16 protein-coding genes are annotated in these 13,365 nt (G+C 66.4%); 7 read left to right on the forward strand and 9 right to left on the reverse strand.

Annotated elements, in window-relative coordinates:
* Positions 1-54: 54 nt before the first annotated feature.
* Positions 55-402: a hypothetical protein gene (locus ABIE19_RS06480; RefSeq protein WP_354088304.1), complete on the reverse strand. Its 348-nt coding sequence runs from the start codon at positions 400-402 to the stop codon at positions 55-57.
* 136 nt (positions 403-538) lie between these two features.
* On the opposite strand from ABIE19_RS06480, the gene ABIE19_RS06485 reads away from it, so the two are divergent.
* Positions 539-892: an ArsC family reductase gene (locus tag ABIE19_RS06485; protein WP_354088305.1), complete on the forward strand. Its 354-nt coding sequence runs from the start codon at positions 539-541 to the stop codon at positions 890-892.
* On the opposite strand, the gene ABIE19_RS06490 is transcribed toward ABIE19_RS06485, so the two are convergent.
* Both ABIE19_RS06490 and ABIE19_RS06495 read right to left on the reverse strand, forming a co-directional pair.
* Positions 889-1,128: a DUF2188 domain-containing protein gene (locus ABIE19_RS06490; RefSeq protein WP_354088306.1), complete on the reverse strand. Its 240-nt coding sequence runs from the start codon at positions 1,126-1,128 to the stop codon at positions 889-891. The genes ABIE19_RS06485 and ABIE19_RS06490 overlap by 4 nt on opposite strands.
* Positions 1,129-1,138: 10 nt before the next feature.
* On the reverse strand, positions 1,139-1,633 hold the full coding sequence (locus ABIE19_RS06495) for a DUF2306 domain-containing protein (RefSeq protein WP_354088307.1): 495 nt from the start codon (positions 1,631-1,633) through the stop codon (positions 1,139-1,141).
* A gap of 259 nt (positions 1,634-1,892) precedes the next feature.
* Between ABIE19_RS06495 and ABIE19_RS06500 the strand changes: the two genes are divergently transcribed.
* The 6 genes from ABIE19_RS06500 (at position 1,893) to der (ending at position 7,258) form a co-directional block, all read left to right on the forward strand.
* Entirely contained in the window at positions 1,893-2,267 is a 375-nt protein-coding gene (locus ABIE19_RS06500) for a DUF6249 domain-containing protein (RefSeq protein ID WP_354088308.1), read from the forward strand.
* Positions 2,268-2,290: 23 nt separating this feature from the next.
* Entirely contained in the window at positions 2,291-2,851 is a 561-nt protein-coding gene (locus ABIE19_RS06505) for an RNA polymerase sigma factor (protein WP_354088309.1), read from the forward strand.
* Positions 2,841-3,245: a hypothetical protein gene (locus tag ABIE19_RS06510; RefSeq protein ID WP_354088310.1), complete on the forward strand. Its 405-nt coding sequence runs from the start codon at positions 2,841-2,843 to the stop codon at positions 3,243-3,245. Before ABIE19_RS06505 ends, ABIE19_RS06510 begins: the two co-directional genes overlap by 11 nt.
* Positions 3,246-3,388: 143 nt before the next feature.
* Entirely contained in the window at positions 3,389-4,159 is a 771-nt protein-coding gene (locus ABIE19_RS06515; RefSeq protein WP_354088311.1) for a tetratricopeptide repeat protein, read from the forward strand.
* Between the two features lie 23 nt (positions 4,160-4,182).
* On the forward strand, positions 4,183-5,604 hold the full coding sequence (locus tag ABIE19_RS06520; RefSeq protein WP_354088312.1) for a PQQ-like beta-propeller repeat protein: 1,422 nt from the start codon (positions 4,183-4,185) through the stop codon (positions 5,602-5,604).
* Positions 5,605-5,635: 31 nt separating this feature from the next.
* Positions 5,636-7,258: a ribosome biogenesis GTPase Der gene (gene der / locus ABIE19_RS06525; RefSeq protein WP_354088313.1), complete on the forward strand. Its 1,623-nt coding sequence runs from the start codon at positions 5,636-5,638 to the stop codon at positions 7,256-7,258.
* Positions 7,259-7,269: 11 nt separating this feature from the next.
* Here der and ABIE19_RS06530 read toward each other — a convergent pair whose 3' ends face one another.
* From ABIE19_RS06530 to radA, 6 genes are all read right to left on the reverse strand, one after another.
* Positions 7,270-8,625 (reverse strand): O-antigen ligase family protein, encoded by a 1,356-nt coding sequence (locus ABIE19_RS06530; protein WP_354088314.1) that lies wholly within the window; start codon positions 8,623-8,625, stop codon positions 7,270-7,272.
* Between the two features lie 7 nt (positions 8,626-8,632).
* A complete protein-coding gene (locus ABIE19_RS06535) occupies positions 8,633-9,394 on the reverse strand; it encodes an SDR family NAD(P)-dependent oxidoreductase (protein WP_354088315.1) in 762 nt (253 codons plus the stop codon).
* A 38-nt stretch (positions 9,395-9,432) separates the two neighbouring features.
* On the reverse strand, positions 9,433-9,774 hold the full coding sequence (locus tag ABIE19_RS06540) for a VOC family protein (RefSeq protein ID WP_354088316.1): 342 nt from the start codon (positions 9,772-9,774) through the stop codon (positions 9,433-9,435).
* Positions 9,775-9,780: 6 nt separating this feature from the next.
* Positions 9,781-11,286 carry an amidophosphoribosyltransferase gene (gene purF / locus ABIE19_RS06545; protein ID WP_354088317.1) on the reverse strand — a complete coding sequence of 502 codons (1,506 nt, stop codon included), beginning with the start codon at positions 11,284-11,286 and terminating at the stop codon, positions 9,781-9,783.
* Positions 11,287-11,367: 81 nt separating this feature from the next.
* Entirely contained in the window at positions 11,368-11,904 is a 537-nt protein-coding gene (locus ABIE19_RS06550; RefSeq protein ID WP_354088318.1) for a CvpA family protein, read from the reverse strand.
* A 34-nt stretch (positions 11,905-11,938) separates the two neighbouring features.
* Entirely contained in the window at positions 11,939-13,312 is a 1,374-nt protein-coding gene (gene radA, locus ABIE19_RS06555) for a DNA repair protein RadA (protein WP_354088319.1), read from the reverse strand.
* Positions 13,313-13,365: the final 53 nt, after the last annotated feature.

Below are 13,365 nucleotides of genomic sequence, written 5' to 3' on the forward strand. Positions count from 1 at the left end.
CCTTTAGGGCCTTGTTGGTTGCGTGCGGAAGTTCCAAGCGTCGGCAATGGGCGGTTAGCGGACATCAGGCACACGTCGCCCGAGCCTCCAGTCGGTAACGTCCTCCACCTCGAACACCTCGCCAGTGGCTTTCTGAACGGCGAACCAGCCCATATTCGTGCTGCCACAAAGGTCCTCGGAGCAGTGAGCGCGCAGAGCGGTGACGTAGTATCCGGCAGGGGTGTCCCCTTCGGAGATGTCGTCGCAGAACGCTACATGGCTGGGTTCAAGGCCTCTTTGTGCTGTCACCCGAGCCGTCGCGACAGCACAGGCCGCTTCAGCACTGCTGACTGCTTGTGTCGTAGTGCAACTTGCCGAAGGTAGGACGACCAAGGCGATAATGTTCGCGACGCGGATCAGCATGAGGCGAAGCCTACGCCCGGTAGGCGAGGTCCGCTATGGGTCGAAAGCGGATATTCGCTTCAACCCAGGCACCGGAATTTGACCCCTCCGCCTCCTGATGCCAGATCGCGGTCCTCAGCAAGCGAGGAAGCGCTCCATGACCATCACCCTGTACGGCATCAAGGCCTGCGACACGATGAAGAAGGCGCGCGTCTGGCTGGACGGGCAGGGCGTGGACTACGCCTTCCATGACTACAAGGTCGCGGGGGCGAACAAGGCCGATCTGGAGCGCTGGATCGCCGAGCATGGCTGGGAGACGGTGCTGAACCGCGCCGGGACCACTTTTCGCAAGCTGCCGGACGCGGACAAGGCCGACCTGAACGCCGACAAGGCCGTCGCCCTGATGCTGGCCCAACCGTCGATGATCAAGCGGCCGGTGCTGGACCTGGGCGACGGCCACACCCTGGTCGGCTTCAAGCCTGATCTCTACGCCCAGGCTTTCGGGGGTTAGTCCTCGACCTCGGTTTCCGGCCGGTCATGGCCGTCTGCGCGTTCCGTCACCCATTGGCCGTCGCCGGCCTCGTACTCGATCCAGGCGGTGGCGTCGGGCACCTTCTGTTCGCGTGAGACGGCGACCGCCGCCGCATGGGCGTCTTCGCGACGCCTGAAGGTCTCGGAGAAGCTGTCGCCCAACTTGTAGGCCCAGCCGCCGTCGTGGGGGACGATACGATAGGTGATGCGGGGCACGCTTTCTCCTTCAGACGAGAACCGCCGCCGACTGGCGACGGCGGCGGGACAAGAACTGCAGGGTGATGCCGAGAACCAGCAGGACCAGCAGGGACAGTTGGAAGCCTATGACCAATGAATCCTCGACGCCCGAGGCTATGGGGTCGCCAGCGGGCAGCCGTGTCAGGGTCTCGGTGATGCTGGGCAACAGCAGGGTGAAATAGGAAATGCTCAGCGCGATGGTCTCTATCGGCCAGCGATAGCGAGCCAGCGGTCTGATGTAACCCACGCTGGCGCCGACGGTCAGCGAGATCAGGCTTAGCGCCGCGATGGCGGCCCCTGGCGGGCTCTTGATGACGAAGACGGCAGAGATCGCGCCGACGAACATGAATGCCAGATAGGCCTTGCCCAGCCGTGTCGCGGGATTGATCCGCCCATGCATCAGCAACAGGATCAGACCTATGGGAACGGCCGGCAGGCTGCCGAGCGTATGAAACCAGGCCAGGGCGGACAGTTGGGGCAGCATGGCGAACCTCGGGGATAGGAGGAGACGAAAAGCCACTGCACGCGCGGATTTAGAGATACCGTGCCGCTAACCTTGACCCGCATGGAGCGGCTGTCGAGTCACGCTGTGGTGACGTCAGCGCTGCTCTCGGAGGCTGGATTTCGCACCTTACGAAGAGTTCATGCGCGAACCTGCATCTGTTCGGGCCTGCCGATGCCTCTTGTCGTCAGAAGGCCGCAGCGTCACGCTCGGCTCCAAGGTTCAAGAAGGGGCGAAACCCATGGAAGAGTTCATTCCCGTAGCGTTCTTCATCATGATCGGCGCGATCGTGCTCGTGCCGACCTGGCTGAAGAGCAAGGAACGCAAGGATATGCAGGCAACCCTGCGCTCGGCCATCGAGAGAGGGCAACCGCTGCCGCCGGAAGTCATCGACTCGTTGAGCAAGGACAACATCAAGCCGCCCGCATCGGCGTCACGCGATCTGCGAGTCGGCGTCATCCTGCTGTCGGTCAGCCTGGGCGTCGCGCTCTTCGGCTACATGGTCAGCTTCGCCGAGATGGACGCCTTCTATCCCATCGCCGGCAGCGCTGCGGTTCCGGGCATGATCGGCCTGGCCTTCATCGTTCTGAGTTTCTTCAACAAGAACAAGGGTTGAGGTCGGCCGCAGGGACAACCGTCATGGCCAAACCCTTACGCGACCTGCACGACGTCGAGCTCGCCGCCCTGTCGGCGGCGGGCGGTCGGCGCGAGTTCGGCGAGTTGGTGCGTCGACACGGCTCAGCCGTGCGGGGCCTGCTGCGCCGTATGGGCGCCCAGCCCGCTCTCGCCGACGACGTGGCTCAGGACGCCTTTCTACTGGCGTTCGAGAAGTGCGCGGAATTCCGGGGCGAGGGGACCTTCGCCGCCTGGATCAAGCGCATCGCCGCGCGCCTCTATCTGAGGCATCGCACTAAAAATGCGCGCTACATTTCTGAAGTTGAACAGAATGAAGACGAGGCGGCGCCTGCCGTCGACAGCGCAGTGCGCATGGATCTGGATGAAGCCTTGAAGGGGCTGACCGAGCCGGAGCGGCTCTGTGTCTCCCTTTGTCACGGAGCGGGGCTGTCGCATCAGGAAATCGCGAGCGCCATGAATTTGCCGCTCGGAACGGTGAAATCTCATGTCAAGCGTGGTCTGGATAAACTTCGGGCCCGGCTCGAATCGCCGGCGCCTCACAGGAGCGTCTCCCATGTCGGCTGACGAATTCGATCCGGCGATCGAACGCCTGTTCGCAGCGCCGCCCGCCTTCGCCGATTCGGCGGTGTTCGAGGCTCGCGTTGCGGGTCGGTTGAGCAAGGGCTCGCGATTCCGCGCGATCGCCCTGTCTTTCGCGGGCCTCGTCGGCGGCGTTATCGCCGTTCGTGAGGTGATGAGCGTCGACGTCAATCTTTTCCGGGCGCCGGGCGCGGTGGAGCAGAGCCTGGCCATGGCGAGTCTGGACGGCGGAACAGCCGTCCAATCCTTGCTGGAAAAGACGGGTCTGGCGGGTCTGGATGTGGCGGCGATGGGCGGAATCCAGGGGTTCTGGGTCGCGGCCGGGGTCATCGTGGCCCTGCTGGCGGCTGGAGCGGTGAAGCTGTCGCAACAGATCTGATCGCCGTTTTCCTGACCAACTCGCCCACTAGTGCTGGAAAAAGCTGGTTGCGGATCAACGCCTGCGTTGCGGGCGCGACCTCGACCCTCTAGGGTCGCGGCGGTTTAACGACCGGTCTTGGCTGCATTTTTGGGGCGACTTTCGTGGTTGATGTCTTCGAACAGGTCGAGGAGGAGCTTCGCTCCGACCGCTACAAGCGTTTTGCGCGCACCTGGCTGCCGGTCATCGGCGGCGTGCTGGTGGTCGCCCTGATCGCCGCCCTGTCGTGGTGGGGCTGGCAGAGCTGGCAGACCAGTCAGGCCGACAAGGCTTCGGCCGCCTATGACCGGGGGATGGAGGCGCTTCAGGCCAATAACCCGACCGGCGCCGACGCGGCCTTCGCCGAAGCGGCCAAGTCGGGCAACGGCGCCTATAAGGCCCTGGCCCTGATGCAGCAGGCCGGAATCGCCGTCACGGCGAACAAGACCCAGGATGCGGTCAAGCTGTTCGACGACGCCGCCAAGGCCGCCGGCGATCCGATCATCGCCGATGCGGCGGCGATCAAGGCCGTCTTCCTGCAGATGGACACCGCGCCCCTGGAAGAAATTCAGAAGCGCTTGGAGCCCCTGGCCAAGGACAAGCGTCCGCTGCACGCCTTTGCTCAGGAAGCCCAGGCCATGGCTCTGCTGCAACACGGCAAGAACGCCGATGCTCGGCAGATCTTCGTCCAGCTTCAACTGGGTCAGGACGTGCCTGATTCGATCCGCCAACGCGCTCAGGTCGCCGTCGGAGCCATCGATTCCGGCGCCGTCGCGGGTCTGGCCGACATCGTTCGCGCCGCCGCCGCCCTGCCGCCCGAAGCGGCGCAACCTCCGGCTCAGGCTGCGGCCCAGGCCGCCGTGCCGGTTGCGCAACCGGCCGCCGTCCAACCGTAATCGACGCTTTCAGGACCCACTCTATGAATCGCACGCTGAAAGTCGCCCTGCTTTGCGGCCTGGCCGTCACCGTCGCCTCGTGCGGCACCGTGCGGCGGGTCATGCCCTTCGGTCTCGGCGGCCAGAAGGAAGAAGTCGCCAAGGCGACCGAGGGCCAGCGCATCTCGATCCTGGAGTTCGAACAGCAGCTGGCGCCCTCGGCCGCGCTGTCGGGGCGCGATTTCTTCCTGCCGGGCCCTCAAGCCGCCACGGCCTGGACCCAGCCGGGCGGAACAGCCGAAAACGCCGTCGAACACGTCATCGCTGCGCCTGAGTTCACGGTCGGCTGGCGCCGGGACATCGGCGTCGGTTCGGGACGTACTCGCCAGGTCATGGCGCCGGTCGTCGCCGACGGCGGCAAGGTCTTCGTCCTGGACGGCGAGGCCGGCGTCACGGCCGTCGACGCCGGCTCGGGCGCCGTCCTGTGGAAGGCCAGCGTCAAGTCGGCTGAGACGGATCGCGGCTCGCGCTTCCTGGGCATCGGTTTCGGCGGAGGCGACGGCGGCGGTGGTTTCGGCGGCGGCGTAGCTGTCGGCGGGGGCAAGGTCTTCGTCTCGTCCGGCTACCGCTCGATGACGGCCCTGGACGCCGCGACCGGCGCGGTCGTCTGGCAGTCCAAGACGGATCTGCCGATCCATGGCGCCCCGACCGTATCGGGCCAGCGCGTCTACGTCGTGGACGTGGACAACCAGTTGATGGCCTTCAATGTCGCCACAGGGCAGCAGGACTGGTCCTATCGCGGCATCACCGAGCCGGCCCGCATCATGCGCGCCTCCAGCCCGGCGGTCAGCGGCGACACCGTGGTGGCGCCCTTCTCTTCGGGCGAGCTGGTGGCTCTGCGCGCCTCGAACGGCCAGCCGGTCTGGCAGGAAGTCCTGTCGCGCACCAGCCGCACCAGCGCCCTGTCGGAGATTCGCGACATCGCCGGTCGTCCCGTCGTCAGCCGTGGCTCCGTCTACGCCGTTAGCCAGTCGGGCGTCCTGCAATCGATGGATCTGCGCACCGGCCAGGCCAAGTGGTCTCTGCCGGTTGCGGGCGTGAACGCCCCCCTGCCGGTCGGCGACGTGATCTATGTCGTCTCCAAGGCCGGCGAACTGACGGTCGTCAATCGTGAGAACGGTCAGGTCTATTGGACCCGCGACCTGAACGAAGGCCGCGCCCGTCGCGAAGGCGGCTTCCTTGGGTTCGGCAAGCGCACGGTGCGTCCGACCTGGTCGGGGCCGATCCTGGCCTCCAACCGTCTGGTCCTGGTCAACTCCGACGGCGAGGCCGTGGCCTTCGACCCGAAGACCGGTCAACAGACGACCAGCGTCAAGCTGGGTTCGGCCGCCTATATCGCCCCGGCCGCCTATAACGGCGTCCTCTATGTCCTGACGGACGAGGGCAAGCTGGTCAGCATCCGCTGATCTTTTCCTGAATCTAGGTTAGAAGGCCGACATGGCTCTGAAGGTCGCCATCGTCGGCCGCCCCAATGTGGGCAAGTCGACACTGTTCAATCGCCTCGTCGGCAAGCGTCTCGCGCTGGTCGATGATCGCCCGGGCGTGACCCGCGACCGTCGCTACGCCGACGGCAATATCGGCGACATGGATCTGACGCTGATCGACACGGCCGGCTACGAAGACGTCACCGACGACAGCTTGGAAGCCCGGATGCGCGAGCAGACCGAGGCCGCGCTGGACGACGCCGAAGTGGTCATGTTCATGATGGACGCCCGCGAGGGCGTGACGTCGCTGGACCGCATCTTCGCCGACCGACTGCGCAAGGTGCAGAAGCCGATCATCCTTCTGGCCAACAAGTCCGAAAGCCGCGAGAGCGGCGGCGGCGTCGGCGAAGCTCACGCTCTGGGCTTCGGCGAGCCGGTCGCCATCTCGGCCGAGCATGGCGAGGGCATGGCCGATCTGTATCAGGCTCTGCTGGCGGCCTCGGCCGATATCTTCATCGAAGAGATCGACGAACCCGACAAGCCGATCCGCATCGCCATCATTGGTCGTCCCAATGCGGGCAAGTCGACCCTGATCAACCGGATGCTGGGCGAAGACCGCCTGCTGACCGGGCCCGAAGCCGGTATCACCCGCGACTCCATCTCGGTGGACTGGGAATACGAAGGCCGGGCGATCCGCTTCGTCGACACCGCCGGGATGCGCCGCAAGGCCCGCGTTCAGGAGAAGCTGGAGAAGCTGTCGGTCGCCGACACCATCCGCGCCATCACCTTCGCCGAGGTGGTTGTTCTGGTGATGGACAAGGACGACGCCTTCGACACTCAGGACCTGCAACTGGCCGACCTAGTCGAGCGCGAAGGCCGCGCCCTGGTCTATGTCGCCTCCAAGTGGGACCTGGAAGAAGAACCTCAGTCCAAGCTGGCCGAACTGAAGCGCCTGGCCGAAGACAAGCTGCCGCAACTGAAGGGCTCGCCCTTCGTGGCTCTGTCGTCGCACAACGGGCGCGGCGTGGACCGGTTGATGCCAGCCGTCATCAAGGCCTATGAAACCTGGTCGGTGAAGGTCAAGACCAAGGACCTGAACACCTGGCTGTCCATGGCCACCCAGAGGCACCCGCCGCCCGCCGTCAACGGCAAGCGCGTGAAGCCGAAATACATGGCCCAGACCAAGGCGCGCCCGCCGACGTTCGTTCTGATGGCCAGCCGCGCCTCGGACATGCCCGAACATTATCAGCGCTATCTGGTCAACAGCCTGCGCGAGAGCTTCGACCTGCCCGGCACGCCGATCCGGCTGACGGTCAAGTCAGGCTCGGCCAACCCCTATGCCGACGGCGGCGCCAAGTCCGGCCCCGAACGCTACAAGGGCGACGCCAAGACCGCGCCGCGCAAGGTGCTGAAGGCCGAAAAGGCCGAGGCCCTGTCCAATCTGCCCGGCAAGGCGCTGGAGCAGAAGAAGTCGGGCGCCAAACCCAAGGTCAAGGCCTTGGGCGGATTGAAGGCCAGCGCGGGCAAGAAGGCGGGGCAGAGCATCGCCGTCCAGAAGGGCGCGCGTGGCGGCGCCCGTCAGGTCTCCCGTTCCGGTCGCGTGCGCACCGGGCAGAAGCACGCCCCGAAGAAGTAGGAAGGCGCCTTCTATCGGCGGTCCCGTCGCCCTGAGGGAACGGCGGGACCTGGCGCCTGTCGCGTTGTGCGCAGAGCGGGGTTGATGCGAACCTTGTCGCCGAGCGCCAGCTTCAGGCTCACGGCGATGATGATGACCCAGCGCAACTCATGCCAGTTCATGGCGACGCTTTCAGTCAGCAAGGTGACGGAATAGCTGGTCAGCAGGGGCAGGGCCAACCAGCCGCCCGGACTGACATAGGCGGCCCAAAGGCCCTGTATCCAGGCTTGCAACAGCCACAGGGCGAACAGGATGACGCCGCCCAGGCCCAGGGAGATGTAGAGCTCCAGCCAGCCGCTGTGGGCGTTGGCCGGCGTGAAATTGGCCTGGAAGGAGACCCAGGCCTTGGGCCCTGAAAGGGCGGGGTCGTCCCAGACGGCGCCATAGCCGAAGCCGCGCCAGGGATGATCCGCCATCTGGTGCATGATGCCCGCCCAGATATTGGTGCGCCCCGTCAGGGTGGCGTCCTTGCCCAGCAGTTCGAAGAACAGGTCTGTCTGCGTCACCATGAAGACGCCGACGGCGACCACGCCGAAGACCGCCAGCCAGGTGGAGATCACAGCCCGCATCGGACCCGACTTGACCATGGCGACGAAGCCGATGGAGCCCAATGACAGGATCAACACGACCAGGGCGGTCTTCGAGGTGGACAGCACCACCAAGGCGATGGAGATGCAGGCGAGGGCGAACCACAGCTTGCGCCGTTCGGGCGACATGACGCCAGCAGCGATGAGGCAGGCCGTCGTCTGGACCATGATGTTGCCGAGGGAGTTCTTCTCCAGCCAGGGCCCGCGCCAGGCGCCGGGGAACAACTCCTGCATCCGCCCCATATCCGGCAGCAGCAGCCCCAAGAGCAGGGCCAGGACCGCCAGCGCCCCCAGTGAGCCCGCAAGTATCTCGGCCAGGCTGCGCCAGCTCCATCGTGATGCAAGAGCGACGCCCGCCAGGGTGGTGAAGATCAGCGCCGGGATGCGGCGAAGCGTCAGATCCGGAGCAATGGACCAGAAATAGGTCGCCGCCGTCAGCACCAGAAGACCGATCAGGAAGGGCGACTTCAGGACAGCCTTCACGGCCTGTCCCGGCCTCATGCAGACCAGCATCAGGGCCAGGGGGTAGGCCGGGTAGTAGAAGTTGCGGAGGAAGTCGGCGGACTTTTCTCCATAACCCGTGAGGGGAGAGCCCCAGAAGTCCGAATAGATCAGGATCAGGGCGACCGAAGCCGCCAGGGCGACGGCGTCGGCAAGGGGAACGGTCGGCGTGCGCGAAGGCTGGCGAGCGGCGCTCGTGGATGCAGTCGTTCCCGCCTCCATCGCCCCTCGCATGTTCATTGCACGATCAGACCAGGGCCTCGACCGACAGGCCTTGATTCCATTCCTTGAAGCTGACGCTCAGAGGCGGGGTCAGGTCGGCGCGCGCCAGTTCGACCATCAGCGGGCCGATCTCGGACGGGTGAGGCAGGGTTTCGGGATCTTCGCCGGGGAAGGCCTGGGCTCGCATCTGGGTGCGCATCCGGCCCGGATCGACCACGGCGACGCGGATCGGCGTGCTCTCCACCTCATCGGCCCAGCATTTGACCAAGGCTTCCGCGCCGGCCTTGGTCGCGGCGTACATGCCCCAGAAGGCGCGCGGCGCGGTCGCCACGCTGGTAGTCAGGTGGATGGCGCGTCCCGCGGTGGAGGCGCGCAGCAGCGGCTCCAACGAGCGGATCAGGCGATAGACGCCGGTGAAGTTGATCTTCTCGACCTTGGCGAACTCGCGCGGCTCGGCGTGAGCGACCGGGGTCAGGCCCGAAGGCCCCATGGTGGCGGCGGCCTGGACCCAGATGTCGAGCCTGCCGAAACGCTCGAACAGGGCGCCGCCCAGGCGATCGACGGCGCCGCCGTCCACCAGGTCGAACGGAACCAGGGTGGCGTGTTGCCCCGTGGCGGCGAAGATCGCGTCGTCCAGTTCCTCCAGTCCTCCCTGGGTGCGGGCGGTCGCCACGACGTGGGCGCCGGCCTTGGCCAGGGCCAGGGCGGCCTCGTAGCCGATGCCGCGCGAGGCGCCGACGACCAAGGCGATTCGGCCGGAAAGGGGGAGTGAAGCGTATTCGGACATAGGCCGCTGATAGCGCGGCGCGGAGCCGGGCGAAAGGCTCAGTAGCCGGTTGCGGGCTGCCACAGACCGAAGGTCACGCCCTGATCATCGCTGACCAGGACCGACAGGCCCGACGCGCTCTCGGCCGGAATGGCGGCGTGGCCGCCCAGGGCGTTCACGCGCTCGCAGGCGGCGTGGATATTCTCCACGCGGAAATAGAGGTTGCCGTAGGCCTTCTGCTCGCCGCGCACGATGCCGAAGGCGGGGTCCGACCCCGCCACGTGCAAATAAGTCGAGAGGGAGCCTGCTTCGTCGAAGGTCCAGCCGAACAGACCCGCATAGAAGACGCGGGCCTTGGCGATGTCGGGCGTGTCGATGGTGACGTAGCCGAGTCGGGTCATGCCGACTTAAGCGTTCACCAGCAGGGAAAGTTGCCCGCCCTTGGAATCGCGTCCGCCTTCCTCGATCTCACGGTCCAGCAGCCGGGTCGGATAGTCGCCGGTGAAGTAGTGGTCCGTGAACTGGGGCTGGGCCGCGTTGCGCGGTCCGGCGCCCAGGGCGTCATAGAGGCCGTCGATCGACAGGAAGCCCAGGGAGTCGACCTCCAGGATGGCGCGCATCTCGTCCATGGTGTGGGTGGCGGCCATCAACTGCGACCGTTCCGGCATGTCGATGCCGTAGAAGTCGGGGAAGAGGATCTGCGGGCTGGCTGAGCGCAGGTGCACCTCTTTGGCGCCCGCCGCGCGTACGGCGCGGACGAGCTTCAGCGAGGTGGTGCCGCGCACGATGGAATCGTCGATCAGGACGACGCGCTTGCCTTCCAGGGCGGCGCGGTTGGGGCTGTGCTTCATCCGCACGCCCTTCTGACGGGCGCCCTGGCTGGGCTGGATGAAGGTGCGGCCCAGATAGTGGCTGCGGATGATGCCCACTTCGTAGGGCAGGCCGCTTTCCTGGGCATAGCCAAGGGCCGCGGGCACGCCCGAGTCCGGCACCGGCACGATGATGTCAGCGTCGACCTGGAACTCGCGGGCCAGGCGGCGGCCCATTTCCTTGCGGACGTTATAGACGGAACGGCCGTTCACCACGCTGTCGGGGCGGGCGAAATAGACATATTCGAACAGGCAGGGGCGGGCGGCGCGGGCGGGGAAGGGCTTGATCGAGGTCAGGCCTTCCTCGTCGATGACGACGACTTCGCCGTGCTCGATGTCGCGGATGAAGGTGGCGCCGATAGTGTCCAGGGCGCAGGTCTCGGACGCCAGCACCCAGGCCTCGCCGACCTTGCCCAGCACCAGAGGTCGGATGCCCAGCGGATCGCGCGCGCCGATCATCTTGAAGCGCGTCTGGGCCACCAGGGCGTAGCCGCCTTCGATCCGCCCCAGGGCGTCGATGAAGCGCTCGACGATCTTGGCCTTACGGCTGCGGGCGATCAGGTGAAGAATGGCCTCGGAATCCGAGGTGGACTGGAAGATCGCGCCTTCCGAGACCAGCTGCGCGTGCAAGTATTTGAAATTCGTCAGGTTGCCGTTGTGGGCGATGGCGATTCCGCCCTGGTCCAGATCGGCGAACATCGGCTGGATGTTGCGCAGGAAGCTGCCGCCGGCGGTGGAGTAGCGGGTGTGGCCGACCGCGGCGCCGCCGGGCAGGCGGGTGGTCAGTTCGGCGTTGCCGAAGGCCTCGCCGACGAGGCCCTGATGGCGCTCGGTGTAGAAGCGTTCGGCGCTGACGCTGGCGATGCCGCAGGCTTCCTGGCCGCGATGCTGCAGGGCGTGCAGGCCGAGCGCGACGATGGATGAGGCCTCGTTCTCGGGCGCGCCCCAGACGCCGCAGACGCCGCATTCCAGCCGAAGCTGGTCGTCCTCCGGCTCGCGCCAGTGTTCGCGGTGAACGAGGGGGTCGGCGATATGGTGGCGCATCGTCAGGCTCCGATGACCGGGACAGGATAACTCAGGCGGCGGCGCCGCGCACGTAGTCCGCCATTGCGTCGAGGGCAAGGCTCATTGATCGGAAAACCCTTCGCGGACGGAAGAACCGACCACGGGGGTCAGGGCGTCCGCGCCCTTGCCCAGGGTCGGCAGGACGGTCTGGATGGCCTTGGCCGCGCCCTCGCTGACAGGGGCCAGGGCAGCCTGGGTCAGCCAGCGCGGGGGATTGTCGGGCATGACCCCCATCAGGATCAGATGCACGGCCCCGATCAGGGCCAGGGCGCGCACCAGGCCAAGGGCCAGGCCGAACGTCTGGTCCACCACGCCCAGGGCGTTTCCTCGCGCGCCCTTGGAAATGGCCGAGCCGATGAACCGCATGCCGAAATACAGAATCAGGAAGGTCAGGCCGACCGCCAGAACCGAACCCGCCCAGTCGGGATTGACCAGCGATCGTCCAAAGGGCGCGGTCCAGGGCAGGGTGATCAGGGCCAGCAGGCCCGCCAAGAAGAAGCTGAGCAGGGCCGTCAGTTCGCGCATGCCGCCCCGGAACCAGCCAGCGGCGCCGGAGGCCAGAAGTACAAGGATGACGAAGACGTCGTAGCCGGTCACGCGCGCTGCAATCGCTGGAGAAGAAGAGGTCGCCTCAATAGCGGTTTTGGGAGATTCGCTCGACCACCTCGGTCAGCAAGCCGGTGGCGGTGACGGTGACGTCGCCCTTCTTGACCTTGTCCTTGGCCTGAGACGGCGCCAGGGCGCGGTCGAAGCCGAGTTTCTTCGCTTCCCTCAATCGGGCCTCGGCGCGATTGACGGCGCGGATCTCGCCCGACAGGCCGATCTCGCCGAAGACGACGCAGCCCTGCGGCAAAGGCATGTCCAGGGCGGAACTGATCAGGGCGGCGGCGGCTGCCAGGTCGGCGGCGGGTTCGTTGATCCGCAGTCCCCCGGCCACGTTCAGATAGACGTCCTTGTCTCCGAAGCCGAGGCCGCAGCGCGCCTCCAGCACGGCCAGCAGCATGGCCAGGCGTCCGTTGTCCCAACCCACGACCGCGCGCCTTGGCGTGCCGTATGCGGAAGGCGCAACAAGTGCTTGAATCTCCACCAGAACGGGGCGAGATCCCTCGATGCCCGCGAAGACGGCCGCGCCCGGCGCCCGGTCCTTGCCTTCGCCGAGGAAGAGGGCGGACGGGTTGGTCACTTCGCGCAGACCAGCGTCGCCCATTTCGAAGACGCCGATCTCGTCCGTCGCCCCGAAGCGGTTCTTGCCTGCGCGCAGGATGCGGAAGGGATAGCCGCGCTCGCCCTCGAAGCTGAGGACGGCGTCGACCATGTGTTCGACCACGCGCGGCCCTGCGATCTGACCGTCCTTGGTGACATGGCCGACCAGGACGATGGCCGGGCCGCCGTCCTTGGCCAGTCGCACCAGTTCGGCGGCGCAGGCGCGGACCTGGGTGACGGAGCCGGGCCCGGCCTCGTGCGCGTCGGACCACAGGGTCTGGATGGAGTCGATGATGACGATGTCGAACTTGTCGCGCTTCAGCGTCGTCAGGATTTCGCGCAGGGCCGTGGCCGAAGCGAGAGAGACGGCGGCGTCGGCCACCCCCATACGCTTGGCCCGCGCGCGGATCTGCTCGATGGCTTCTTCGCCCGAGATATAGGCTACGCGGGCGCCGTTGCGCGCCGCCTTGGCCGTGACCTCCAGCAGCAGGGTCGACTTGCCCACGCCGGGGTCGCCGCCCAGCAGGATGGCTGAGCCGGGCACCACGCCGCCGCCGCAGACGCGGTCGAACTCGGTCACGCCGGTGACGATGCGCGGCGGTTCGGGCGTATCGGACTGCAGGGTTTCGAACTGCAGACCGCGTCCGCGCGCGGTCGAGGCGGGCTTCATCGCGCCGGGCGGCGCTGCCTTGGATTCCTCGGCCAGACAGTTCCACTCGCCGCAGGCCGAGCATTGGCCCGCCCATTTGGAATGAACCGCCCCGCAGGACTGACAGACATAGAGAAGGGTGTCGCGCGCCATGATCCTGACCTAGCAGGAATCGGCGTCTTGGCGAGGGGCGGGAAGCTTGTCTA

Origin of the sequence: Brevundimonas faecalis, from assembly GCF_040549405.1 — a bacterium.
In the GTDB taxonomy this organism is placed as follows: domain Bacteria; phylum Pseudomonadota; class Alphaproteobacteria; order Caulobacterales; family Caulobacteraceae; genus Brevundimonas; species Brevundimonas faecalis.